The 21,551-nt window shown below is 60.4% G+C and carries 27 protein-coding genes; 13 read left to right on the forward strand and 14 right to left on the reverse strand.

Going from position 1 to position 21,551, the window contains the following annotated elements; all coding sequences use genetic code 11:
* Positions 1–3 precede the first annotated feature (3 nt).
* The 4 genes from lysA to argH form a co-directional block, all read right to left on the reverse strand.
* Positions 4–1,269 carry a diaminopimelate decarboxylase gene (gene lysA / locus ACOQOQ_RS01170; RefSeq protein WP_420568332.1) on the reverse strand — a complete coding sequence of 422 codons (1,266 nt, stop codon included), beginning with the start codon at positions 1,267–1,269 and terminating at the stop codon, positions 4–6.
* An 81-nt stretch (positions 1,270–1,350) separates the two neighbouring features.
* Entirely contained in the window at positions 1,351–1,617 is a 267-nt protein-coding gene (locus ACOQOQ_RS01175) for a DUF2834 domain-containing protein (RefSeq protein WP_420568333.1), read from the reverse strand.
* Positions 1,618–1,673: 56 nt separating this feature from the next.
* The gene (locus ACOQOQ_RS01180; protein ID WP_420568334.1) at positions 1,674–1,796 is read right to left on the reverse strand and encodes a hypothetical protein; all 123 of its coding nucleotides are present in this window, start codon (positions 1,794–1,796) and stop codon (positions 1,674–1,676) included.
* Positions 1,793–3,184 (reverse strand): argininosuccinate lyase, encoded by a 1,392-nt coding sequence (gene argH, locus ACOQOQ_RS01185; protein ID WP_420568335.1) that lies wholly within the window; start codon positions 3,182–3,184, stop codon positions 1,793–1,795. Before argH ends, ACOQOQ_RS01180 begins: the two co-directional genes overlap by 4 nt.
* Before the next feature lie 21 nt (positions 3,185–3,205).
* Here argH and ACOQOQ_RS01190 point away from each other — a divergent pair, with 21 nt between their 5' ends.
* The 3 genes from ACOQOQ_RS01190 to ACOQOQ_RS01200 all read left to right on the forward strand — a co-directional run bounded on the left by ACOQOQ_RS01190 (position 3,206) and on the right by ACOQOQ_RS01200 (position 5,179).
* A complete protein-coding gene (locus tag ACOQOQ_RS01190; RefSeq protein ID WP_420568336.1) occupies positions 3,206–3,790 on the forward strand; it encodes a TlpA family protein disulfide reductase in 585 nt (194 codons plus the stop codon).
* Positions 3,791–3,866: 76 nt separating this feature from the next.
* Entirely contained in the window at positions 3,867–4,259 is a 393-nt protein-coding gene (locus ACOQOQ_RS01195; protein WP_420568337.1) for a hypothetical protein, read from the forward strand.
* Positions 4,256–5,179 (forward strand): sterol desaturase family protein, encoded by a 924-nt coding sequence (locus tag ACOQOQ_RS01200; RefSeq protein WP_420568338.1) that lies wholly within the window; start codon positions 4,256–4,258, stop codon positions 5,177–5,179. The genes ACOQOQ_RS01195 and ACOQOQ_RS01200 overlap by 4 nt, the downstream gene beginning before the upstream one ends.
* Here ACOQOQ_RS01200 and ACOQOQ_RS01205 read toward each other — a convergent pair.
* The gene (locus tag ACOQOQ_RS01205; RefSeq protein ID WP_420568339.1) at positions 5,176–5,763 is read right to left on the reverse strand and encodes a DNA-3-methyladenine glycosylase I; all 588 of its coding nucleotides are present in this window, start codon (positions 5,761–5,763) and stop codon (positions 5,176–5,178) included. The genes ACOQOQ_RS01200 and ACOQOQ_RS01205 overlap by 4 nt on opposite strands.
* A gap of 119 nt (positions 5,764–5,882) precedes the next feature.
* On the opposite strand from ACOQOQ_RS01205, the gene ACOQOQ_RS01210 reads away from it, so the two are divergent.
* From ACOQOQ_RS01210 to phbB, 3 genes are all read left to right on the forward strand, one after another.
* Positions 5,883–6,731 (forward strand): EAL domain-containing protein, encoded by an 849-nt coding sequence (locus tag ACOQOQ_RS01210; protein WP_420568340.1) that lies wholly within the window; start codon positions 5,883–5,885, stop codon positions 6,729–6,731.
* Between the two features lie 139 nt (positions 6,732–6,870).
* Positions 6,871–8,046 (forward strand): acetyl-CoA C-acetyltransferase, encoded by a 1,176-nt coding sequence (locus tag ACOQOQ_RS01215; RefSeq protein WP_420568341.1) that lies wholly within the window; start codon positions 6,871–6,873, stop codon positions 8,044–8,046.
* A gap of 197 nt (positions 8,047–8,243) precedes the next feature.
* Entirely contained in the window at positions 8,244–8,966 is a 723-nt protein-coding gene (gene phbB / locus ACOQOQ_RS01220; protein WP_420568342.1) for an acetoacetyl-CoA reductase, read from the forward strand.
* 75 nt (positions 8,967–9,041) lie between these two features.
* On the opposite strand, the gene ACOQOQ_RS01225 is transcribed toward phbB, so the two are convergent.
* Complete coding sequence (locus tag ACOQOQ_RS01225) at positions 9,042–9,203, reverse strand: hypothetical protein (protein ID WP_420568343.1); 162 nt, start codon at positions 9,201–9,203, stop codon at positions 9,042–9,044.
* Between the two features lie 108 nt (positions 9,204–9,311).
* Here ACOQOQ_RS01225 and ACOQOQ_RS01230 point away from each other — a divergent pair, with 108 nt between their 5' ends.
* Complete coding sequence (locus tag ACOQOQ_RS01230) at positions 9,312–10,259, forward strand: transcriptional regulator GcvA (protein WP_420568344.1); 948 nt, start codon at positions 9,312–9,314, stop codon at positions 10,257–10,259.
* Positions 10,256–11,119, forward strand: a complete 864-nt coding sequence (locus ACOQOQ_RS01235) for a DMT family transporter (protein WP_420568345.1) — start codon at positions 10,256–10,258, stop codon at positions 11,117–11,119. The genes ACOQOQ_RS01230 and ACOQOQ_RS01235 overlap by 4 nt, the downstream gene beginning before the upstream one ends.
* On the opposite strand, the gene ACOQOQ_RS01240 is transcribed toward ACOQOQ_RS01235, so the two are convergent.
* The 3 genes from ACOQOQ_RS01240 to ACOQOQ_RS01250 all read right to left on the reverse strand — a co-directional run bounded on the left by ACOQOQ_RS01240 (position 11,120) and on the right by ACOQOQ_RS01250 (position 12,358).
* Positions 11,120–11,287: a YdcH family protein gene (locus ACOQOQ_RS01240; protein WP_420568346.1), complete on the reverse strand. Its 168-nt coding sequence runs from the start codon at positions 11,285–11,287 to the stop codon at positions 11,120–11,122. It lies immediately after the preceding gene.
* A gap of 116 nt (positions 11,288–11,403) precedes the next feature.
* Entirely contained in the window at positions 11,404–12,150 is a 747-nt protein-coding gene (locus ACOQOQ_RS01245; RefSeq protein ID WP_420568347.1) for a tRNA1(Val) (adenine(37)-N6)-methyltransferase, read from the reverse strand.
* On the reverse strand, positions 12,143–12,358 hold the full coding sequence (locus tag ACOQOQ_RS01250) for a DUF2007 domain-containing protein (protein ID WP_420569708.1): 216 nt from the start codon (positions 12,356–12,358) through the stop codon (positions 12,143–12,145). Before ACOQOQ_RS01250 ends, ACOQOQ_RS01245 begins: the two co-directional genes overlap by 8 nt.
* A gap of 56 nt (positions 12,359–12,414) precedes the next feature.
* Here ACOQOQ_RS01250 and ACOQOQ_RS01255 point away from each other — a divergent pair, with 56 nt between their 5' ends.
* Positions 12,415–13,416 (forward strand): polyprenyl synthetase family protein, encoded by a 1,002-nt coding sequence (locus tag ACOQOQ_RS01255; protein WP_420568348.1) that lies wholly within the window; start codon positions 12,415–12,417, stop codon positions 13,414–13,416.
* Here the strand turns inward: ACOQOQ_RS01255 and ACOQOQ_RS01260 are convergent.
* From ACOQOQ_RS01260 to ACOQOQ_RS01270, 3 genes are all read right to left on the reverse strand, one after another.
* Positions 13,409–14,215, reverse strand: coding sequence for a 4-(cytidine 5'-diphospho)-2-C-methyl-D-erythritol kinase (locus ACOQOQ_RS01260; protein WP_420568349.1), 807 nt, complete (start codon positions 14,213–14,215; stop codon positions 13,409–13,411). The two genes, ACOQOQ_RS01255 and ACOQOQ_RS01260, sit on opposite strands and share 8 nt — an antisense overlap.
* Positions 14,202–15,923 (reverse strand): tetratricopeptide repeat protein, encoded by a 1,722-nt coding sequence (locus tag ACOQOQ_RS01265; RefSeq protein WP_420568350.1) that lies wholly within the window; start codon positions 15,921–15,923, stop codon positions 14,202–14,204. Before ACOQOQ_RS01265 ends, ACOQOQ_RS01260 begins: the two co-directional genes overlap by 14 nt.
* Before the next feature lie 149 nt (positions 15,924–16,072).
* The gene (locus ACOQOQ_RS01270; protein WP_420568351.1) at positions 16,073–17,719 is read right to left on the reverse strand and encodes an electron transfer flavoprotein-ubiquinone oxidoreductase; all 1,647 of its coding nucleotides are present in this window, start codon (positions 17,717–17,719) and stop codon (positions 16,073–16,075) included.
* 328 nt (positions 17,720–18,047) lie between these two features.
* Here ACOQOQ_RS01270 and greA point away from each other — a divergent pair, with 328 nt between their 5' ends.
* The 4 genes from greA to ACOQOQ_RS01290 all read left to right on the forward strand — a co-directional run bounded on the left by greA (position 18,048) and on the right by ACOQOQ_RS01290 (position 20,708).
* Positions 18,048–18,518 carry a transcription elongation factor GreA gene (greA, locus tag ACOQOQ_RS01275; RefSeq protein WP_420568352.1) on the forward strand — a complete coding sequence of 157 codons (471 nt, stop codon included), beginning with the start codon at positions 18,048–18,050 and terminating at the stop codon, positions 18,516–18,518.
* Between the two features lie 20 nt (positions 18,519–18,538).
* Positions 18,539–19,567, forward strand: coding sequence for a hypothetical protein (locus tag ACOQOQ_RS01280; RefSeq protein WP_420568353.1), 1,029 nt, complete (start codon positions 18,539–18,541; stop codon positions 19,565–19,567).
* Between the two features lie 89 nt (positions 19,568–19,656).
* Complete coding sequence (locus ACOQOQ_RS01285) at positions 19,657–20,376, forward strand: AzlC family ABC transporter permease (RefSeq protein WP_420568354.1); 720 nt, start codon at positions 19,657–19,659, stop codon at positions 20,374–20,376.
* Complete coding sequence (locus tag ACOQOQ_RS01290) at positions 20,376–20,708, forward strand: AzlD domain-containing protein (protein ID WP_420568355.1); 333 nt, start codon at positions 20,376–20,378, stop codon at positions 20,706–20,708. Before ACOQOQ_RS01285 ends, ACOQOQ_RS01290 begins: the two co-directional genes overlap by 1 nt.
* Positions 20,709–20,718: 10 nt before the next feature.
* Here ACOQOQ_RS01290 and ACOQOQ_RS01295 read toward each other — a convergent pair whose 3' ends face one another.
* Together ACOQOQ_RS01295 and ACOQOQ_RS01300 are read right to left on the reverse strand one after the other, a co-directional pair.
* Positions 20,719–21,372: a hypothetical protein gene (locus ACOQOQ_RS01295; RefSeq protein ID WP_420568356.1), complete on the reverse strand. Its 654-nt coding sequence runs from the start codon at positions 21,370–21,372 to the stop codon at positions 20,719–20,721.
* A 25-nt stretch (positions 21,373–21,397) separates the two neighbouring features.
* Positions 21,398–21,532: an aa3-type cytochrome c oxidase subunit IV gene (locus tag ACOQOQ_RS01300; protein WP_420568357.1), complete on the reverse strand. Its 135-nt coding sequence runs from the start codon at positions 21,530–21,532 to the stop codon at positions 21,398–21,400.
* Between the last annotated feature and the right edge of the window lie 19 nt (positions 21,533–21,551).

Raw genomic sequence — 21,551 nt, forward strand, 5'->3', positions numbered from 1 at the left:
GCATCACAGCCATTCAGGAATGGTATCGCGGTTTATGATTTCGTCAAAGGTCGGACGGGCCCGAATGACGGCGAATTGATCCCCATTGACCAAAACTTCGGGGATCAGGGGGCGCGAGTTATATTCGCTGCTCATCACCGCGCCATAAGCCCCGGCCGAGCGGAACGCGACCAGATCGCCGGATTTCAGCGGCGGCATCAAGCGTTGCTTGGCAAAGGTGTCACCGGATTCGCAAACCGGCCCCACGATGTCGATGGCGGCCTGCTCGACGCCGGTTTCCGCTTCGATGACAGGAATGATGTCGTGATGGGCCTCGTACATGGCGGGGCGCACCAGATCATTCATCGCGGCGTCGATAATCAGGAAATCCCGGCCCTCGCCGGATTTCACATAGATCACCTCGGACACCATGATGCCCGCGTTGCCGGCGATCAGACGGCCGGGCTCGATCTCGATCTCGCAGCCCAGATGGCCCAGCTCTTCGCGGATCATTGCGCCGTATTCCACCGGTAGCGGCGGGGCCTCGTTCGAGCGGGTGTAGGGAATGCCAAGCCCGCCGCCCAGATCCAGGCGCTGGATGTCGTGCCCTTCGGCGCGCAGCGTTTCAGTCAGCTCGGCCACCTTGCGATAGGCCAAACGGAACGGCTCCAGGTCGGTCAGCTGGCTGCCGATATGCACGTCGATGCCGACCACCTTCAGGCCCGGCAGGCTGGCGGCGTGGGCATACACCTCTTTTGCGCGAGAGATCGGGATGCCGAACTTGTTCTCGGACTTCCCGGTGGCGATCTTGGCGTGGGTCTTGGCGTCTACGTCGGGATTGATCCGTACGGTCACAGGCGCCTGAACCCCCATGGACATGGCGACCTGGTTCAGGCGCTCCATCTCGGGTTCGGATTCCAGGTTGAACTGACGAATGCCACCTTCCAGAGCGGCGCGCATTTCCTCTTGGGTTTTACCCACACCGGAAAACACGATCTTGTCCCCGGGCACGCCTGCGGCTTTGGCCCGCGCGTATTCCCCGCCCGAGACCACGTCCATACCCGCGCCGGCAGCAGCCAGCGTTTTGAGGATCGCCTGGTTGCTGGCGGCCTTCATGGCATAGCAGACCACGTGCTCGGTCCCGGCCAAAGCTTCGTCAAACAGACGGAAATGGCGCAGCAGCGTGGCCGTCGAATAGATATAAACGGGCGAGCCGACAGCGGCCACGATCTCTGAAACGGGCACGTCCTCGGCGAAAAGCTCGCCGTTTTTGTACAGAAAATGGTCCATCTATCCGTCCTTAGGCTGGTTTCACAGCGTCATAGCAGAAAGAAGCGGCAATTCAATCGCGTGCAAAAGGGCGCGTTTGGATTATTCAGCGCGCCGACGGATACCGCGCAAAAACAGGTAAAGCGGCAGCCCGCAGCTGACCCCGATGCAGAACGTCGCCGGGATCGCCCAAAGGCCGCGCCAACGTTTGGTGCCAAAGGTTTCGGCAATGATCCAGACAGTCAGCGCAATCGCCGCGATAGTCAGATCCCAGACCAGGCCACTGCTGGCCTGATTGGCGTGCCAGGCATCGATCATCGCGCCAAGGTCCAGCCCGTTTTCGCTGAACCAGCCGATGAAGTAGTACATTGGATGAATGGCGCCCCAAATGGCCAAGCCGAGGAATATCCAGCGCGGGGCGGGCATCACTCGGCCTTGACCGCAGCCGCCGAGGCCGCTGAGACAGCTATATCCACGGGCGGGACAGGTTCGCCATCCACGCCGCAGGCAGCCAGCATCAGCAGGGTCACAGCGGCGAGGTGTTTCATCCCAAGGTTTCCTTCCAACGCGCGATCTGGGCCCGCACCTGCGCAGGCGCAGTGCCCCCATAAGACATGCGCGAAGCAACCGAATTATCAACCCCCAGCACGTCGAAAACGGCCTGAGTGATGTCAGCATGTACGGACTGCATGTCCTCCAACGTCAGCTCGGGCAGATCGCAGCCTTTGCCTTCAGCCATGGCGACCAGCGATCCGGTCACGTGGTGAGCATCGCGGAACGGCAGGTTCAGCTCGCGCACCAGCCAGTCGGCCAGATCCGTCGCGGTCGAGAAACCCGAGCCCGCAGCAGCCGCCAGATTTTCGCGATTCCCGGTCATGTCGCTGACCATACCGGTCATCGCGGCCAGGGCCAGCATCAGACTGTCGGCGGCATCAAAGACCTGCTCCTTGTCTTCCTGCATGTCCTTGGAATAGGCCAGCGGCAGGCCCTTCATCACGGTCATCAGGGCGACATTGGCGCCGAAGATGCGGCCGATCTTGGCGCGCAGCAGCTCGGCCGCGTCAGGGTTGCGTTTTTGCGGCATGATGGACGAACCGGTCGACCATTTGTCCGACATGGTGACGAACCGGAACTGGGCCGAGGACCAGATCACCAGCTCTTCTGCGAAACGGCTCAGGTGCATCGCGGTAATCGAGGCGCAGGACAGGAACTCCAACGCGAAATCGCGGTCGGCCACGGCATCCAGCGAATTCGCCGTCGGGCGATCAAAGCCCAGAGCATGGGCGGTCATTTCACGATCAATCGGGAAGGACGTGCCAGCCAGCGCAGCCGAGCCAAGCGGGCTTTCGTTCATACGGGCGCGCGCATCGCGGAAGCGCGACAGGTCTCGGCCGAACATTTCGACATAGGCCATCATGTGATGGCCCCAGGTCACGGGCTGTGCGGTTTGCAAATGGGTGAAACCGGGCATAACCCAATCGGCGCCCGCCTCGGCCTGGCCCATCAGGGATTTGATCAGTGCCTCGATCCCGTCGATGGCCGCGTCGATCTGATCGCGCGTCCACAGTTTGAAATCCGTTGCAACCTGGTCGTTGCGCGACCGCGCAGTATGCAGACGGCCCGCTGGCTCGCCGATGATTTCTTTCAGCCGGGCCTCCACATTCATGTGGATGTCTTCCAACGCGGTGGAAAATTCAAACGTCCCGCCCTCGATTTCTGACAAGACCGTGAGCAGGCCTTCCCGAATGACCTCGGCGTCGTTATCAGTAATGATGCCCGTCGCAGCCAACATGGCGGCATGGGCCCTGGAGCCGGCGATATCCTGCGCTGCCATACGCTGGTCATACCCGATCGAGGCATTGATCGCCTCCATGATCGCGTCAGGACCGGCGGCAAAGCGGCCGCCCCACATCTGGTTCGAGGATTTGTCAGTCATTATTGGCCCCTAGGAGGTGTCATGCACAGGTTTTACCGGATCGTCCTTTATACGGCCTTGGCGCTTGGTGCAAATACGTCGCTGGCGGCTGATGCCGCGCTTGAGGCGTTGCGCGTGGGCGATATGAAGAAACTGAACCTGCATTCGGACGCCAAGGCTATCCCCGATGTGGTGTTTTTCGCCGAGGACGGCAGTGAGATAACGCTGACAGATTATCAGGGCAAAACCCTTCTGGTGAACTTCTGGGCGACATGGTGTGCGCCCTGTCGCAAGGAAATGCCCGCCCTGGCAGCCCTTCAGGACGAATTCGGCGGTGAGGATTTCCAGGTCGTCACCATCGCCACGGGGCGCAATCCTGCGCCCGCGATGAAGAAATTCTTTGACCAGATCGGCGTGACCAACCTGCCGCTGCACCGCGACCCCAAACAGGCGTTGGCGCGAAAAATGTCGGTGCTCGGCCTGCCGGTGACCGTGGTCGTGACCCCTGAGGGTCAAGAAATCGGCCGGCTGATGGGCGATGCAGACTGGCACTCGGACGAGGCGCGCGCGATGGTCGCCGCCCTGCTGGAGCGCGCCCGCCTCAAGCCCGAGAATGACCCTCAATAGCGCTGTCTTTGCGTAAACACAGGGAAAGTTTTGACAAATGCTGTTCCTCTCCGTTTCATTGAAACAGGAGGAGAGTATGAGTTTGTCCATCTTGCTGTTGCTGGTGTCAGGGGGGATCCTTGGAATCGGCGTCCTTTTGCACCTGCTGGGTCTAAGCAGCCGGCGCGTTTTTGAAGACGAGGACGCGGTTCGGCGGGTCTGGCTGACCGAATTTCCCGGACAGGCACCCTCTTCCATATTGATGTCCAAAAACCAGCACTATGCGCTGGTCGTCAGTCCGAATGGCCTTGGCCTGGTTTGGCCCATGGGCGTTGACGGTGCCGCGCGGCTGCTTTTGGGGGCCGAGGTAAAGCCCTGGCGCAAGGGGCTGACGGTCGAACTACCCGACTTCACCGCGCCGCGCATCCAACTGCATCTGGACAAGGACGAAGCCCGCCAGTGGCGCGCGAAAATCGAGGAATCAAGATGAGCGATCCGACATATCCTGACGTGGTGCAATGGGCCGTACCCTTTTTCATCGCCGCCATCCTGATCGAGCTGATCTGGATCGTGATCAAACGCCGGGGCGGGCGGTACGAAACCCGCGACGCGCTGACCAGCCTGATCATGGGCGCAGGCAATGTGGCCGCCGGGATTCTGTTGGGTTTCGTAGCCTATGGGTTTTTCATGTTTCTGTGGACGCTCACGCCGCTGGATCTGGGGATCTCGTGGTGGGTGGTGGCGCTGTGCTTTGTTCTGGACGACCTGCGGTATTACTGGGTGCACCGGTTTGGCCACCGCATCCGCTGGGTCTGGGCCAGTCATGTGAACCACCACTCCAGCCAGCATTACAACCTGACAACGGCGCTGCGACAGACCTGGACGGGAACGTTCACCTTCATGATGATCCTGCGCGCGCCTTTGATCCTGCTGGGATTTCACCCCGCGATGGTCCTGTTTTGCGGCGGGCTGAACCTGATCTACCAGTTCTGGATCCATACCGAGGCGATCGGCAAGCTGCCCCGCTGGTTCGAGGCGATCATGAACACGCCCAGCCACCACCGCGTCCACCACGGCCGCAACCCACGCTATCTGGATGCCAACTATGCCGGGGTTTTCATCGTCTGGGACAAGATGTTCGGCACCTTCGTCCCCGAGCTGGAAGAGGACAAGGTTGAATACGGGCTGGTGCGCAACCTGGGAACGTTCAACCCACTGCGTGTCGCCTTTCATGAATGGCTTGGCGTGCTGCGCGACATCCTGCGCCCCGGCCTCAGCTTGCGTCAGCGGCTGATGTACGCGGTGGCGCCCCCCGGCTGGAGCCATGATGGCAGTCGCGAGACATCCGAGCAGATCAAAGCCCGCCATCTGGCCGCCAACCCCAACGACCGCGGCTCGCCCGGGTTCTAACCGGGCAGGCCGCCCTTTCCTTGTGCAGCCACAGGGCCATGACACGGGCAATCAACCAAGTGGTCATTCACCATCCCACATGCCTGCATGAATGCATAGACGATGGTGGGGCCGCAAAACTTGAAGCCCGCTTTCTTCAAATCCTTCGAAATTTGTTCTGAAATTTTTGTCGAGGCGGGAACCTGGGCCATCGAAGTCCATTGGTTCTGCAAGGGCTTGAAGTCCACATATTTCCAAAGGAAGCGGTCAAAGCCCTCGTCCGCCTCGATACGCTGCCAAGCCTGCGCGTTGGTTATCGCGGCTTCGATCTTACCGCGATGACGCACAATTCCGGGATTTTGCAGCAGACGGGCAACCTCGGACGGACCCCAGGTTGCTATCACATTCGGATCAAATCCCTGAAAAGCCTCGCGAAAATTATCACGCTTCTTCAGGATCGTGATCCAACTCAGCCCCGCCTGGAACCCATCCAGAATCAGCTTTTCCCACAGCGCGCGACTGTCGTATTCTGGCACGCCCCATTCGTAATCGTGGTAGTCCAAATAGATCTGACCGGGCCCCGCCCAGCTGCATCGCTCGTTCATTTTCACCTCGATTACGCGTCTTCGATCATTTTGCGAAAATTAGAACAAAATGTGAATATTAAACATCTGCTAAGGTCTGAGGCCGCAATGTGTCCGTGGCAAAAAACCCGGAGAGAATCGTGGGCAAGCGGAACAGCAAGAAATGGAAAGAGGTGCTGCCAGATCAGCAATCGCCCCTGGACGCGGCCGTGGCTGCGCGCGACGCCATGGTGATCCAGATGGTCCAAGAGGCAGTGAAGCACAAACAGGTCGCACTGGCCTATCAGCCCGTGGTTCAAACTGCCCGCACCTCGCAAACCGCCTTTTACGAAGGGTTGATCCGGCTGTTTGACGAAACCGGGCGCATCATCCCCGCGCGCGATTTCATCGACCAGATCGAAGAGACCGAGATCGGGCGAAAAATCGACTGTCTGGCCCTGGAAAAAGGTCTGAAGGCACTGCGCGATTCACCACAAATTCGTCTGTCCATCAACATGTCCGCCCGCTCGATCGGGTATCCGCCCTGGACGGACACGCTCAAACGCGGACTGCGCGCCGACCCAACCGTTGCCGAACGCCTGATCCTGGAGATCACGGAACGATCGGCGATGACCGTGCCCGAGCTGGTCGTCCGCTTCATGTCGGACCTGCAACGTAAGGGAATCAGCTTTGCGCTGGATGATTTCGGCGCGGGCTATACATCGTTCAGATATCTGCGCGACTTCTATTTCGATATCCTGAAAATAGATGGTGAGTTTATTCGCAATATCCATACGGACCCGGATAATCAGGTCCTGACCAAGGCCATGGTCGCTATCGCACGGCAGTTCGACATGTTCACGGTCGCCGAATCCGTAGAATCTATATCTGATGTCAAATGGTTACAGCAAATCGGGGTGGACTGCCTGCAAGGTTATTATTTTGGCGCTCCGACCATTCACCCACCTTGGAAAGAACCGGCCCTGGGCCAAAACCGTCAGCGCGCCTAGGCAACGCTGCGGCGCGGCAATTCTCCGCAGTTGCCGCAGTGCGGCCATTGTTTTATGACGTGACGTTAAGGCGGGGAGTCCAGGGCCCGCACACTGCGCGCCCGGCGCTCCTTGACCAGACAATTGGTGGAGGATGAACATGACCAATGTTGTAATCGTTTCGGCAGCCCGCACGGCCGTCGGTTCGTTTAGCGGCTCTTTCGCAAACACCCCTGCGCACGATCTGGGCGCTTCCGTTCTGGAAGCCATTGTAGAGCGCGCTGGCATCGACAAATCCGAGGTTTCCGAGACGATTCTGGGTCAGGTTCTGACCGGTGGACAGGGTCAAAACCCCGCGCGTCAGGCTCATATCAACGCCGGCCTGCCGAAAGAAAGCGCTGCCTGGGGCATCAACCAGGTCTGTGGTTCGGGTCTGCGCGCCGTCGCACTGGGTGCTCAGCACGTCCAACTGGGTGACGCGAATATTGTCGCCGCGGGCGGCCAGGAAAACATGACCCTCAGCCCCCACGTTGCGCACCTGCGTGCCGGCACCAAGATGGGCGACGTCAAGTACATCGACTCGATGATTCGCGATGGTCTGTGGGACGCGTTCAACGGCTACCACATGGGTCAAACTGCTGAAAACGTTGCTGAACAGTGGCAGATCAGCCGCGACATGCAGGACGAATTCGCCGTTGCTTCGCAGAACAAAGCCGAGGCTGCCCAAAAGGCAGGCAAGTTCGATGACGAGGTGATCCCCTTCACCGTCAAGACCCGCAAGGGTGAAATCGTCGTCGATAAAGACGAATACATCCGCCACGGCGCCACCATGGAAGCCATGCAGAAACTGCGCCCCGCCTTCGCCAAGGATGGCTCGGTCACCGCGGCGAATGCCTCGGGTCTGAACGATGGTGCGGCCGCTGTGCTGCTGATGAGCGCTGACGAAGCCGAAAAACGCGGCTTGGAGCCACTGGCCCGCATCGCCTCGTACGCCACCGCTGGCCTGGACCCGTCGATCATGGGCGTCGGCCCGATCTATGCGTCGCGCAAGGCACTGGACAAAGCTGGCTGGGCCGTGGGCGATCTGGATCTGATCGAAGCCAACGAAGCCTTCGCCGCGCAAGCCTGCGCCGTGAACAAGGACATGGGCTGGGATCCGTCGATCGTAAACGTGAACGGCGGCGCCATCGCCATCGGTCACCCGATCGGTGCCTCGGGCTGCCGTATCCTGAACACCCTGCTGTTTGAAATGAAGCGTCGTGAGGCCAAGAAAGGCCTGGCGACGCTGTGTATCGGCGGCGGTATGGGCGTGGCCATGTGCCTCGAGCGTCCCTAAGGAATTTGACGGTTTGACCGTTAATCCGGGGGCGCTGTCATGGCGCCCCCTTTTTTGTTCCATGGCCCTGCTTCGCAACGCTGCAAAAGCGAAAAAATTGCATTATGGGGTCGCTTTTATCGCGCAACAATATTGCGCACACGAGACATAAAGAGTAACAGAGTTACCAAGATATTAAGCCAATTTGGAGGAAGACCATGGCAAGAGTAGCACTCGTCACCGGCGGTTCGCGCGGCATCGGCGCAGCCATTTCGAAAGCCCTGCAAGCGGACGGTTGCACCGTTGCAGCCACCTATGCCGGAAATGACGAAGCCGCAGCGAAATTCACCGCGGAAACCGGCATCAAGACCTACAAGTGGAATGTCGGCGACTATGAAAGTTCGGCTGCAGGCATCGCCAAGGTCGAAGAAGAACTGGGCCCGATCGACATCGTTGTCGCAAACGCCGGCATCACCCGTGACGCTCCGTTCCACAAGATGACTCCTCAGCAGTGGCAAGAAGTCATCGACACGAACCTGACCGGCGTGTTCAACACCGTTCACCCGATTTGGCCAGGTATGCGCGAGCGCAAATTCGGCCGAATCGTCGTGATCAGCTCGATCAACGGTCAGAAAGGTCAGTTCGCTCAGGTAAACTATGCCGCGACCAAAGCCGGTGATCTGGGCATTATCAAGTCGCTGGCCCAGGAAGGCGCCCGCGCTGGCATCACCGCCAACGCCGTTTGCCCCGGCTACATCGCCACCGAGATGGTGATGGCTGTTCCCGAGAAGGTCCGCGAATCGATCATCGGTCAGATCCCTGCCGGCCGTTTGGGCGAGCCTGAAGAAATCGCACGCTGCGTATCCTTCCTGGCTTCGGACGATGCGGGCTTTGTCAACGGTTCGACGATTTCGGCCAACGGCGCTCAGTTCTTCGTCTGATCGTCGCTAGTCAGAAACGCAAAGGGCCGGTCCTGCGACCGGCCCTTTTTCGTGCCTCGTAAGTCCCGGATTGGGTCAGCGGGGCGATCCCGTAAGAGCAGCGCTCAGCGGAATATTTCTGGTCTGACCCCTCGTGCGGAACAGAGCCTTGACCAACAGGCGCAGCGCGGCGCCACGTTCGGCATGGGCTTTGTCCAGGGCTTTCTTGGTGCGGGCATTTGCGGTTGCTTCGTACATACCGGCCTCCTTTGCTGCAAAATTCTTAACTGCAATCAATATGATCCCTGCATCCAAAGCTGACAAACGAGACTTTTCACCACTTCGATTAAGCTGTACTTAAGTGATATGACCGAACGCCTGCCCCCATTGACCGCACTGCGCGCCTTCGAGGCCGCCTCTCGTCACATGTCTTTTGCCAAGGCCGCCGACGAATTGCACGTGACCCCCGCCGCGCTGTCCTTTCAGATTAAATCTCTGGAAGAGCATCTAGGAACGCCGCTTTTTCGCCGTCTGAACCGCGCGGTTGAACTGACCGAGGCTGGCAAGACCCTGGCCCCCGGCACAGCCGAGGGGTTCCAAACGCTTGCCGGCGCCTGGCGTGCGACGCGCCGCCTGCTGGACGACAGCAGCCTGACAATCACCGCCGGCCCCGCACTGACGGCCAAATGGCTGGCCCCGCGCCTGTTCGATTTCGCCCGCGCCCACCCCGAAATCGAGCTGCGCTTCTCGGCCACGCTGAAGATCATCGATCTGGAGCGTGATGACGTCGATGTGGCCATCCGCTTCGGCTATGACGATTTTGACGACCTGTATTCGGTACCCGCGCGCAAAGAGTGGCTGACCCCGGTGATGACGCCCGAACTGGCCGCGCAATACCCCACCCCCCAAAGCTTGGAACACGCGCCGCTGCTGTACGATGATTCGATTGATTTTCTGAACCCACGCTGCGACTGGCCCACCTGGTTCCGCGCTGCCGGGCTGACCTTTCCTCCCAGCAGAGGGCTTCATTTCTCGAACGCCGATCACGCGATTGATGCGGCCGTGACGGGTGCGGGCGTGGCCCTGGGTCGGCGCCCGATGATCATCAAGGACGTGATGGAGGGACGCCTGGTCACCCCCTTCAAACTGGCGATCGAGACCAAGGCGCGCTTTCGCTTTCTTTGCGTAAAAGGCGCCGAGAAACGCGCACCGATCGCGGCGTTCCGCGACTGGTTTCTTGCAGAGATCGAGAAAACCGCGCATATCTCGGACGATTTCGAAATTATCCCGGTCGAGGACATCCCCGCATCATGAGCTCCACCCGCGCCACCGCGATTGGTTTTATCGCTGTTCTGTTGTGGGCGCTTTTGGCGCTGTTCACCGTCGGTTCGGCCCCCACGCCACCCTTGCTGCTGAACGCGATCTGCTTTGCCATCGGCGGTACAATCGGCCTGATCTGGACTGGGATGACGGGTGGGTTTTCACGTCTGCGCGCGGTGCCGCTGCGGGTTTATATTTTTGGCACGGTCGGCCTGTTCGGCTATCACGCGCTGTATTTCAGCGCCCTGCGCCTTGCCCCAGCGGCCGAGGCAGGGCTGATCGCCTATCTCTGGCCTTTGTTGATCGTGCTGTTTTCCGGCCTGCTGCCCGGCGAATCACTCAAGAGCGGGCACATCCTGGGCGCGATCATCGGGTTTCTGGGCGCGGCCCTAATCATCGGAGGCGGAGGCGCAGGTTTCGACCCAGACGCCTTGCCCGGCTATCTTCTGGCGTTGGGGTGCGCCCTGATGTGGAGCAGTTATTCCGTCCTGTCCCGCCACATCGGCGACGCCCCGACCGAGACCGTGGCCATCTTCTGCGTTGCCACCGCGATTCTGTCCGCACTGCTGCATCTGGCCACGGAACAGACCGTGTGGCCGCAGGGCGGCATCGGCTGGGCGTCAACCATTGCGTTGGGACTTGGGCCCGTCGGGCTGGCGTTCTATGTTTGGGATATCGGGGTAAAACGCGGGGATATTCAACTGCTTGGCGTCGCTTCTTACGCGGCTCCGCTGCTTTCAACCCTGGTTTTGGTTGGGGTGGGCGTGGCGCAACCCAGTTGGGCGCTGGCCATCTCGGCCCTGTTGATCACCGGCGGCGCAGCCTTGGCCGCGCGCGCCAGCCTTAACTCGTAATCAGGCCATCTCGAGACGGCTAATCTCTTCCTTGAGACGCAGTTTCTGCTTTTTGAGATCGGCGATCTCGGCGTCGCTGGAGCCAGGGGCGCGTTGCGCCTCTTCGACTCGCTGCGAGAGGGACAGGTGTTTCTTCTTCAGTTCCTCGACGTGCGAACTCAAGCTCATGGGCATTCTCCTCTCAATGTAAAATTAGCATGACAAGTGCAGCACAAGAATCGCTCTCTGTCACGCGGCAGCGCAGAAATTTTGGGCTTAATTTGAGGGATGCGGCAAGATGTGGCTTAGAACGGCAGCGCCGCCCCGTTCCGCAGCACAGAACTGATCAGCTGCGAGTAATCCTCACCATCGCCATTATGCGCCACGCCGTCGTGCACGACGACCCCCGGATGCAGCCGAAAATCGGCCCGTCCGCCGTTGCGACCGCGCAGCAGGAACAACTGGGGCGCCCGGCCCTGACGGGGCAAGAAGGGCACCAGCTCCAGACTGCCAAGGCGGGCCTGCATGGCGCTCATAAGCTCAGGCAGGCGCTCAATGCGCTGGATGAAAGTCACATAGCCCTTGGGTTTGCAGCGCCGCGCGGCCACCTCGACCCATTGCGTCAAAGGGGTTTCACCAGCCAGCGCCACATCGCGACCGGCATCCTGCGCGGCAGACCCGTCAGAGCGTTTGAAATAAGGTGGATTGGCGATCACGTGGTCGAACTGAGCGTCGCGCAACTCGGCTGGCAGGGCCGTCAGATCGGCGGTAAACACCTGCATCTGGGCACCATTTTCAGCGGCGTTCCGTCGCGCCAGCTCTGCATAGCCGGGCTGCAATTCGACCCCGGTCAGCTGCACCCCCGGCACCCGCGCGGCCAAGCACAACGAGGCCGTCCCTGCCCCGCATCCCAGCTCGAGCACGCGTTGCCCTGCCTTGGCCGGTACCGAGGCGGCCAGCCACACGGGATCTACACCGGCGCGGTATCCTTTCTTGGGCTGCCAGATACGCACCCGTCCGCCCAGGAAGTCATCGCAGCTTAGCTCATCCATCCAGCGCAATCCCGTTGTCGGTCAAAACCCGGGCAGCAGGCACATAATCGTCGCTGGCCACCATCAGGCGCCGCGGGAAAAGACCTATCCCGCCCTCAAGCACGCTCATATTTACGTCCATTTCAAAGCAGTCTATACCCTCGCCCTGAAGCAAAGCTTTTGCAAAGGCGATGATCGTCGGGTCGGTCGTACTCAGAAGCTGTTTCATAATTGGGGAATTAAGGGCATGGAGCGCCATTTGTCGAGCCATGTGACGGTACAGTGATGAGCCTGGATCAAGCTGCAACAAAACCGCACGAGCAACTGGCCGCCGCTTTGGCGGACGGAATGGATGCCGTCAACCTGCTGATCCGCGAGCGGATGGCCAGCAAACATGCCCCGCGCATCCCCGAGGTTACCGCCCACCTGGTCGAAGCCGGCGGCAAGCGCCTGCGCCCCATGCTGACCTTGGCCGCTGCCAAGCTGTGCGGCTATGAGGGTCCGTATCACGTCCATCTGGCTGCGACGGTCGAGTTCATCCACACCGCGACCCTGCTGCATGACGACGTGGTGGACGAAAGCGCGCAGCGTCGCGGCCGCCCCACCGCCAACCTGCTATGGGACAACAAATCCAGCGTGCTGGTGGGCGACTACCTGTTCGCCCGTGCGTTCCAGTTGATGGTCGAGCCGGGCAATCTGCGCGTTCTAAACATCCTGTCCAACGCCGCCGCCACCATCGCCGAGGGCGAAGTTCTGCAACTGACCGCCGCGCAGGACCTGCGCACGGACGAAGCGATCTATTTACAGGTCGTACGCGGCAAAACCGCCGCCCTGTTCAGCGCGGCCACCGAATCCGGCGCAGTAATCTCGGGTGCGGACGAAGCGTATGTGCAGGCGCTGTTCGATTATGGCGATGCATTGGGAATTGCCTTCCAGATCGTCGATGACCTGTTGGATTATCAGGGCGACACGAAGGCCACCGGTAAAAACGTCGGCGATGACTTCCGCGAACGCAAGCTGACCCTTCCCGTCATCAAGGCCGTCGCCCGTGCCGATGACGAGGAACGCGCCTTTTGGACCCGCACGATCGAGAAGGGTAAACAGGAAGACGGCGATCTGGAACACGCGCTGGAACTGCTGAACAAGCACGGCGCGCTGACTGACACGCGTCAGGACGCCCTTGCATGGGCGGACAAAGCGAAGACAGCCCTTGGCGTCCTGCCTGAGCATCCGATTCGCCAGATGTTGATCGATCTTGCCGACTATGTGGTGGCGCGGATTAACTAAGCTGGGTGGCCTCAACCCACCAACCAAGATCAGCCAAAACCGCAGCCGCGCGCTGCGCTGCGCCCGCATCCGGGTACAGCCCAAAACACGTCGCGCCCGAGCCGGACATACGCGCCAGCTGACAGTCCGCGGTTTGCTCTAACGCCTGCAAAACCTGCGCGATCACCGGCTGCGCCTTGCATGCGGGGGGCTCCAGATCATTGCGCTGACGGCGCAGCCAAGCAATCAGATCACCAGGGGCGGGCAAAGGCTCCATCGGTGGGTTATCCTTGCGTGCCAGCCCCTTGAATACCGCGCCGGTGGGCACCTCGACCCGCGGGTTAACCAACACTGCATGCAAGGCAGGCAGATTTGGCACGGGTTCAACGATCTCTCCGATGCCGCGCATTACGGCGGCGCCGGCAACCATGCAGACTGGCACATCCGCACCAAGCGCCAACCCTGCATCCGGAGCCGCGCGCCCCGTCAACTGCTGCAAAGCACGCAAAACGGCCGCCGCATCAGAAGATCCGCCGCCGATACCAGCCGCCGCTGGCAGGTGCTTTTCCAGGGATATCCGGGCCGAGGCCCCCATCAACTCGGCCGCCCGCAGAACCAGGTTGCGCCTATCTGTCGGCACCCCTTCGGCCAAAGGCCCCGAGACCGTCAGCACGGGTTCATCCAGCGAAACAAGCAGCCGATCGCCCACGTCAGCAAAAACCACCAGGCTGTCCAAAAGGTGATACCCATCCGCGCGCTGGCCGGTGACATGCAGGGTCAAGTTCACCTTGGCCGGGGCGAAAACCTTAATCGGCGGCATCGGGCACCCTCAAAGGTGGCGCGCCCTCTTCGGCCAAAACCTGATCAAGGCCGACCTCGAGTTTGCGGCGAATGCGGTCAGCATCCACATCCCCCGAGGCGTTTTCATACTTCGCGAAAGACAGCGCGCGGTGCCACTGGAACTCGGCCTCGCGTTTGCGGCCTACGGCCCACAGCACATCGCCCAGATGGTCGTTCACCACGGGGTCCACGGGCATCAGCTCGGTCGCGTGTTCCATGTGGCCGATCGCCTCTTCATAGCGGCCCAAACGGTACAGGGCCCAGCCCAGGGAATCGACGATATAGCCACTGTTGGGACGTTCCGCGACGGCCTGTTCGATCATCGCCAAAGCCTCGTCCAGCTTGGATTTCTGCTCGACCAAGGAATATCCCAAGTAGTTGAGAACACTGGGTTGTCCGGGATTCAGTTCCAGCGCTTGACGGAAATCAGCCTCGGCCTTGGGCCACGCGTCAAGCCGTTCGAAACAAATCGCACGGGCGTAGTAGATGAACCACTGTTCCGCCGTCGGCTCTCCGTACAGCGAGATCGCTTTGTCATAGGCCTCGACGGCCTCGTCAAAGCGTTTGAGCTGTCGCATCAGGTCACCAAGCGTGACCCAGACCAGCGGCATGTCCGCGTGGCTGCGCGAAAGCTGTTCCAGAACCTCGACAGACGCGTCCATCTTGTCGGCTTTACGCAGGCTTTCCGCACGGCCCAGTTCGGCCGAGAAGAACGAAGGGTTATCCGTGGGCACGGATTTATATGCGGCCACGGCCAGTTCATGCTGCTTGAGCGTATCCAGCAATTGCGCGCTGAGCAGGCTGGCATCGGCATGACCGGGGCGCAGATATTCAACAACGCGCGAATAAAGCAGCGTGTAATCTTCGCCCGCCTCGTTGTTCAGCGCCGCCGCAACCGAGAAAAACACCTCGGCCACGCCATCACGCGGGGCGTTCACGATGCTGAAGGGCAGCACCTGCCCGTCCACCAGCGCAGCGCGCAGATCCTTGACCGAAGGATCGATGCCCACGCCAAACAGGTTGTCCAGAAGGGCCAGCGCCTCGTCCTTGCGGTCCAGCTGACTAAGCATTTCTACTCGGGCGATCACGCCGCGCCGGGTGGATTGCAGGGGCGCGCCAGCATTTTCGGACAAGATGACATCCGCACCTTCGAAATCACCGACACTGGCCAGCGCCAACGCCTTGTGGAACATCGCGAAAGACGCCAGACCCCGTTCGTCCGAGACCATGTCGAATGCCTTCAACGCCTCGGAAACCTTGCCCTCGCCCATCAACGCCCAAGCCTTCAGCAGCCCGTCCACCAGGGGACCGATGCCTCGCCCGTCTTCAATGCGGATTCGCAAGGCTTCGAATTTGCCGGTGGCGGCCTCGTCCGCGACCAGAACCATGCGCGCGAACTGGCTGTTCAGCCCGTCGGATTCCATCTTGCGGGCAACAGGCAGCGCGCGGTCGATCCGTCCCAGCGATAGCTGCGACAGAACCGTGTTTTCCAACAGCTGCGGGTTCGAGGAATCATGGGCCAGAGCGCGGGTGAAATACTCTGCTGCGGCCTTGTAATCACTGGCCATGCCGGCACTGCGCGCGGCCAGATACGCTCCAGCAATTCCCTGCGCCTGCACCGGGTTCGTGCCCAAGGCCGCCCCCGATACCACAAAGGCCAAAGCCATTCCCAAGATCCGTTTGCGCATGCGTCTCCCCGCAGATGAGCTGGTTACCGGACCTCAAACTAGCGTGCCCGTCAGCAAACGCAATGCGCCCCGGGGCCGGTTCACGTAAACGGCAAAAAAGCGGAGCATTTGCCCCGCTTTTTCGTGCATGATTGCGATTTTGCGTCCGATTACATGTTCGGATAGTTGGGGCCTTCGCCGCCCTGAGGGGTGACCCAGGTGATGTTTTGGCTGGGGTCCTTGATATCGCAGGTTTTGCAGTGGACGCAGTTTTGGAAGTTCACGCGGAACTCGGGCCCGGATTCGCCTTCCAGCACCTCGTAGACGCCGGCCGGGCAATAACGCTGCGCGGGCTCGTCGAATTTGGGCAGGTTGACGTTCAGTGGCACGTTCGGATCGGCCAGCTGCAGGTGGCAGGGCTGCTCTTCCTCGTGGTTGGTAAAGCTGAAGGACACGTTGGTCAGGCGGTCAAACGACAGCTTGCCATCGGGCTTGGGGTAATCGATCTTCTTGTGCTTTGAGGCCTCCTCGGTGGCCGCAGCGTCGGTTTTCCCGTGCCCCAAAGTACCAAACAGCGAGAAGCCCAGCGTGTTGGTCCACATGTCCAGACCGCCCAGGGCCAGGCTGGGCAGCATGCCCCACTTGGACCACATCGGTTTGACGTTGCGGACTTTCTTCAGGTCTTTACCGATGGGGCCCGAACGCACGTCGGCCTCGTAGTCGGTCAGTTCATCGCCCGAGCGGCCATCCTGGATCGCGGCATAGGCGGCTTCGGCCGCAGCTTTGCCCGACAGCATCGCGTTGTGGTTGCCTTTGATGCGGGGGACGTTAACCATCCCGACCGAGCAGCCCAGCAGAGCCGCGCCCGGCGCGACCATCTTGGGCATCGACTGATAGCCACCTTCGGAAATCGCGCGCGCGCCGTAGGCAACGCGTTTCCCGCCCTCCAGCAGCTCGGCAACCATCGGGTGATGCTTGAAGCGCTGGAATTCCATGTAGGGGAACAGGTACGGGTTCTTGTAGTTCAGGTGAACCACGAAACCCACGTAAACCTGATTGTTTTCCAGGTGATAGATGAACGAACCACCCCCAGCGTTGCCGTTCAGCGGCCAGCCCATCGTGTGGGTCACGGTGCCTTCTTTGTGCTTGGCGGGGTCGATCTCCCAGATCTCTTTCATGCCAACGCCGAATTTCTGAGGCTCTTTGCCGGCCTGCAGGTCGTACTTGGCGATCACTTCCTTGGCCAGTGATCCGCGCACGCCTTCGGACAGGAACACGTATTTGCCGTGCAGCTCCATGCCCGGCTCGGTGCCGTCGCCATAGGTGCCATCGGGTTCCACGCCGAATACGCCGGCAACTACACCTTTGACTTCGCCGTTTTCGCCGTAAACCAGTTCCGAGCACGCCATGCCGGGGAAGATTTCCACGCCCATGCCCTCGGCCTGTTCGGCCATCCAGCGGCAGACATTGCCCATCGACACGATGTAGTTGCCGTGGTTGTTCATCAAAGGCGGCATCGGGAAGTTGGGGATGCGGATCTCACCGCCCTCGCCCAGCATGTAGAAGTTGTCTTCCTTCACGGGGGTGTTCAGCGGTGCGCCTTTTTCCTTCCAATCGGGGATCAGAGCGTCCAGGCCGCAGGGGTCCAGAACCGCGCCAGACAGGATGTGCGCGCCCACTTCCGAGCCCTTTTCCAGCACAACCACGTTCAGGTCCGCATCCAATTGTTTCAAACGGATCGCAGCCGACAGACCCGCAGGCCCCGCGCCGACGATCACAACGTCATATTCCATTGCTTCCCGTTCGATTTCCGACATGGGTGGCCCCTCCTTCTGGATCACGCGTTAATTTGCTTCGAACGTGGTTACCGCGCTGCAGCATTGCCCGTCAACTTGAACACGGCGTTAAATGAGGCTAATCGCTCAAATTGCGCCGAAACACATGCTGTTTTTGGGGTATTCTTGGCAGATCCGGACGCTTGATTGCCCTTGCGTCACCTGATCCAAGCGGTGCCATGCCCGTACAAGCAAGCATTGGATGCAAGCTCTTGCATTGTATCCGGGCTTGGGGTCAGGTAATTCCACGGGAACCAAACCGATGCGGCGCACCCCATGCGCCGCGATTTTCGCGCAAGACAGGGGCATAATGGAAAAGATACCGATGACCAGCGCTGGCCACGCCGCGCTTGAATCCGAGCTGAAGACGCTGAAGTCTGTGGAACGCCCCGCCGTCATCCAGGCCATTGCCGAGGCGCGCGAACTGGGCGACCTGAAGGAAAACGCCGAGTATCATTCTGCCCGCGAAAAACAGGGATTCATCGAAGGCCGCATCAAGGAACTTGAGGGCGTGCTGTCCCTGGCCGACGTGATCAACCCCACCGCGCTGTCCGGCACCATCAAATTCGGCGCCACGGTCACCCTGGTCGACGAGGACACCGATGAGGAAAAGACCTGGCAAATCGTGGGCGAACACGAAGCAAATGTCGAAAAGGGCCTTTTGAACGTCAAATCGCCCATCGCACGCGCTTTGATAGGCAAAGAAGAAGGCGACAGCGTCGAAGTGCGCACTCCGGGTGGTGAAAAATCCTACGAAGTGCTTAAGATCGAATATATCTGACCACAGGCAGGTGGGCTGCTATGGCCGACAAGCAAGAAAGCCGTTCGACACCGGTGGGGCTCTACGAGCGCCCCTCGGGTGAAGGCATCACCGGAATCGAGATCGCCGCTCTGGCGTTCAGTCTGCTTTGGCTGATTGGATCGGGCGTGGCGTTTTTCGTCATGGACTTTCCGCAGGGCACGGACGAACCCGCAGGTGCGCTGCGCTTTATGATGACCATGCTGGTGATCTTTCTGCCCGTCGCCATGATCTGGGTCGGCGCGACGGCTGCGCGCTCGTCTCGGGTGATGCGCGAGGAAAGCGCACGCCTGCAGGCCGCAATCGACGCCATTCGCAAAACCTATCTGGCGCAGGCGCAGGGGCGCGCGGGATCGGACGACCCCAGCATCGCCAGGAAACTGGAAGAGATCGCCGAGGCACAGAAGAAAACCGAAATCGCCCTGACCACCTTTACCTCGACCCGCGATCGTGACCGCCTGGACCTGTTGCGCGCCGCGCCTAAGCCGGAAACCAGCGCCACCCCGGCCGAGGATCAGGCACCGCTGCCCCTTGGCACCCCGGCCGAAGATCTGGCTCCGCCGCTGGAACGCGGCGACTTCATCCGCGCGCTGAATTTCCCCGAAACGGCCGAAGACGAAGAAGGCTTTGCCGCACTGCGCAAGGCGCTGAAGGACCGTCAGGCCGCCGGGCTCATACAGGCCGCGCAAGACATCCTGACCCTGCTTAGCCAGGATGGGATCTATATGGACGATCTGCGCCCCGACCGCGCCCGCCCCGAGATTTGGCGCCGCTTTGCCCAAGGGGAACGAGGCAGGCAGATAGCCAGCCTGGGGGGCGTTCGGGATCGCTCGTCGCTGGCACTGTCTGCTGGCCGAATGAAGCAGGACCCGATCTTTCGCGACACTGCCCATCATTTCCTGCGACGCTTTGACAAGATGCTGACAGAGTTCTGCGAGACAGCTTCGGACAGCGATATTGCGGACCTGTCGGACACCCGTACCGCACGTGCCTTCATGCTGCTGGGCCGCGTGACCGGGATGTTTGACTAAGGCCCCGACCCTACGTCAACTTTCACTGACATTGCATCCCGCAAGCAGTGCCGATACGCCTTGTCCATTCACAACACTTGAGGGCTGCCATGAGCAACACGACCCGCTCCTCTACCTTTTGGAAGGGCTTCCGCGACGGTTTACCGTTTCTGCTGGTTATCGTGCCTTTCGGTCTGCTGTTCGGAGTGGTCGCCACCGAAGCCGGACTGAACGTTCTGGAAACGCTAAGCTTTTCGATCGTCGTCATCGCTGGCGCCGCCCAGTTCACCGCCGTGCAACTGCTGTCCGAGGACGCGCCGACCATCGTCGTTCTGGCCTCGGCGCTGGCGGTTAACCTGCGGATGGCCATGTATTCAGCCTCGTTGACCCCTCATATCGGCGGGGCCTCCCTGTGGAAGCGCGCGTTGGTGGCCTATTTCACCGTCGATCAAAGCTATGCCTGCTCGATCACGGCGTATGAGAAGAACCCCGGTTGGTCGATGGGCGCCAAACTGAGCTATTTCTTCGGGGTCGTCACGCCAGTCTGTCCGTTCTGGTATCTGGCCACCCTGGCCGGCGCCATCATGGGCAACGCTATCCCACCCGAGTTCGCGCTGGATTTCGCCGTTCCGATCACCTTTCTGGCCCTGATTGCGCCGATGCTGCACACCGCGGCCCACCGTGCGTCGGCGCTCAGCGCCGTGGTGCTGTCGCTGGTGTTCAACTTCCTGCCCTATAATCTGGGCCTGATGGTCGCCGGGATCGGAGCGATGATGGTCGGCGCACAGGTCGAACTGTGGACCACCCCCCGCAAACAAGGGGCTTCATGATGCATCAGATCGAAACTTCGACCCTGTGGATCGTAATTATCCTGCTGGGGCTGGGCAGCTTTGGGCTGCGCTTTGTCTTTACCGGCCTGATCGGGGATCGCCAGATGCCGGAATGGGTTCTGCGGCATCTGCGCTATACGGCGGTTGCGATTCTGCCCGCTCTGGTGGCGCCTGCGGTGGCCTGGCCCTCGGCGACCGGTGGGCAGCTGGACCCCTCGCGGTTGATCGCTGCGCTGATGACCGTAGCCGTGGGCTATGTCACCAAAAACGCACTGGCCGCCATCTTTTTCGGAGCGGCCAGTCTGTATTTGTCAATGTATCTGCTGGGTTAAACCCGGCGGCCTAGTTCTTGGCCGCCGCCAGACGCGCCTTTTGGCGGGCATAGCTGTCGCGGGCCTTGGTCGGGTCATAAGCCTTCAACGCGCGCGTTTTGTCGTCTTCGTCATATTCGTAGAGGCTCTGGGTACTCATCAGCGGAGCCTCACCGAACTGACCCATCAGGTTTTTCGGAAAATACGTCGGCTTGATGTTCAGTCCCGGCAATTGACTGAGAATTGTCGAGGTCGACTGCGCGCAATGGCCGTCGGTCACCTCGCCCATGCTTTGGGCCAGACGCATGGCCTGTTCGGCCACCTCGGGCGAAACCTGCAAACGCTGGATCACAACGTGGTAGGTCTTGCGCGCATGAAAGCGTGTATAGACGTCCTCGACATACGGCGTGACGCCGTAAACCACGTCATTCCGCGCCACGATCTTCTTGTCGCGGAACGTGCCGGCGGGATCAAAGATCACCCGCTGGCTGGCGTTGATCATCATCGAGGTATGAGCCCCCGAACCGTTGGTATTGCTGATCATCGTGTACAGCGTCAGCTCGGCCGGAGCATCGTGCTTGTAGGTCGCATCAATGATCTGTTGGTCGGTGACGGGCGGATCATGTTTGACCGCGCAGCCAGCTGTCAGGCCAGCCGCTGCCAGAATCAGTAACCATTTACGCATTGCCGGGGTCCCCAAGCGATATGGCTTAGCTGTTCACCAGCGCCATGAAAATCAGGACAGCGATGATCACATAGACCGAATAGGTGGTGAACTTGATGAAGCCGTCGAAGGTTTCTTTTTGAACTTCGATGTCCATTTCGCCGTGCTTATGCTCTGCCATGTCGCATTTCCTTGCAGTA

The sequence above is a fragment of the Thalassovita sp. genome (assembly GCF_965218685.1).
GTDB lineage: Bacteria > Pseudomonadota > Alphaproteobacteria > Rhodobacterales > Rhodobacteraceae > Thalassobius.

Bases quoted from the DNA above. Each gene is read 5' to 3' on its own strand.
- lysA (WP_420568332.1), bottom strand. From the start codon at position 1,269: ATGGACCATTTTCTGTACAAAAACGGCGAGCTTTTCGCCGAGGACGTG.
- ACOQOQ_RS01175 (WP_420568333.1), bottom strand. From the start codon at position 1,617: ATGTACTACTTCATCGGCTGGTTCAGCGAAAACGGGCTGGACCTTGGC.
- ACOQOQ_RS01180 (WP_420568334.1), bottom strand. From the start codon at position 1,796: ATGAAACACCTCGCCGCTGTGACCCTGCTGATGCTGGCTGCCTGCGGC.
- argH (WP_420568335.1), bottom strand. From the start codon at position 3,184: ATGACTGACAAATCCTCGAACCAGATGTGGGGCGGCCGCTTTGCCGCC.
- ACOQOQ_RS01190 (WP_420568336.1), top strand. From the start codon at position 3,206: ATGCACAGGTTTTACCGGATCGTCCTTTATACGGCCTTGGCGCTTGGT.
- ACOQOQ_RS01195 (WP_420568337.1), top strand. From the start codon at position 3,867: ATGAGTTTGTCCATCTTGCTGTTGCTGGTGTCAGGGGGGATCCTTGGA.
- ACOQOQ_RS01200 (WP_420568338.1), top strand. From the start codon at position 4,256: ATGAGCGATCCGACATATCCTGACGTGGTGCAATGGGCCGTACCCTTT.
- ACOQOQ_RS01205 (WP_420568339.1), bottom strand. From the start codon at position 5,763: ATGAACGAGCGATGCAGCTGGGCGGGGCCCGGTCAGATCTATTTGGAC.
- ACOQOQ_RS01215 (WP_420568341.1), top strand. From the start codon at position 6,871: ATGACCAATGTTGTAATCGTTTCGGCAGCCCGCACGGCCGTCGGTTCG.
- phbB (WP_420568342.1), top strand. From the start codon at position 8,244: ATGGCAAGAGTAGCACTCGTCACCGGCGGTTCGCGCGGCATCGGCGCA.
- ACOQOQ_RS01225 (WP_420568343.1), bottom strand. From the start codon at position 9,203: ATGTACGAAGCAACCGCAAATGCCCGCACCAAGAAAGCCCTGGACAAA.
- ACOQOQ_RS01230 (WP_420568344.1), top strand. From the start codon at position 9,312: ATGACCGAACGCCTGCCCCCATTGACCGCACTGCGCGCCTTCGAGGCC.
- ACOQOQ_RS01235 (WP_420568345.1), top strand. From the start codon at position 10,256: ATGAGCTCCACCCGCGCCACCGCGATTGGTTTTATCGCTGTTCTGTTG.
- ACOQOQ_RS01240 (WP_420568346.1), bottom strand. From the start codon at position 11,287: ATGAGCTTGAGTTCGCACGTCGAGGAACTGAAGAAGAAACACCTGTCC.
- ACOQOQ_RS01245 (WP_420568347.1), bottom strand. From the start codon at position 12,150: ATGGATGAGCTAAGCTGCGATGACTTCCTGGGCGGACGGGTGCGTATC.
- ACOQOQ_RS01250 (WP_420569708.1), bottom strand. From the start codon at position 12,358: ATGAAACAGCTTCTGAGTACGACCGACCCGACGATCATCGCCTTTGCA.
- ACOQOQ_RS01255 (WP_420568348.1), top strand. From the start codon at position 12,415: ATGAGCCTGGATCAAGCTGCAACAAAACCGCACGAGCAACTGGCCGCC.
- ACOQOQ_RS01260 (WP_420568349.1), bottom strand. From the start codon at position 14,215: ATGCCGCCGATTAAGGTTTTCGCCCCGGCCAAGGTGAACTTGACCCTG.
- ACOQOQ_RS01265 (WP_420568350.1), bottom strand. From the start codon at position 15,923: ATGCGCAAACGGATCTTGGGAATGGCTTTGGCCTTTGTGGTATCGGGG.
- ACOQOQ_RS01270 (WP_420568351.1), bottom strand. From the start codon at position 17,719: ATGTCGGAAATCGAACGGGAAGCAATGGAATATGACGTTGTGATCGTC.
- greA (WP_420568352.1), top strand. From the start codon at position 18,048: ATGGAAAAGATACCGATGACCAGCGCTGGCCACGCCGCGCTTGAATCC.
- ACOQOQ_RS01280 (WP_420568353.1), top strand. From the start codon at position 18,539: ATGGCCGACAAGCAAGAAAGCCGTTCGACACCGGTGGGGCTCTACGAG.
- ACOQOQ_RS01285 (WP_420568354.1), top strand. From the start codon at position 19,657: ATGAGCAACACGACCCGCTCCTCTACCTTTTGGAAGGGCTTCCGCGAC.
- ACOQOQ_RS01290 (WP_420568355.1), top strand. From the start codon at position 20,376: ATGCATCAGATCGAAACTTCGACCCTGTGGATCGTAATTATCCTGCTG.
- ACOQOQ_RS01295 (WP_420568356.1), bottom strand. From the start codon at position 21,372: ATGCGTAAATGGTTACTGATTCTGGCAGCGGCTGGCCTGACAGCTGGC.
- ACOQOQ_RS01300 (WP_420568357.1), bottom strand. From the start codon at position 21,532: ATGGCAGAGCATAAGCACGGCGAAATGGACATCGAAGTTCAAAAAGAA.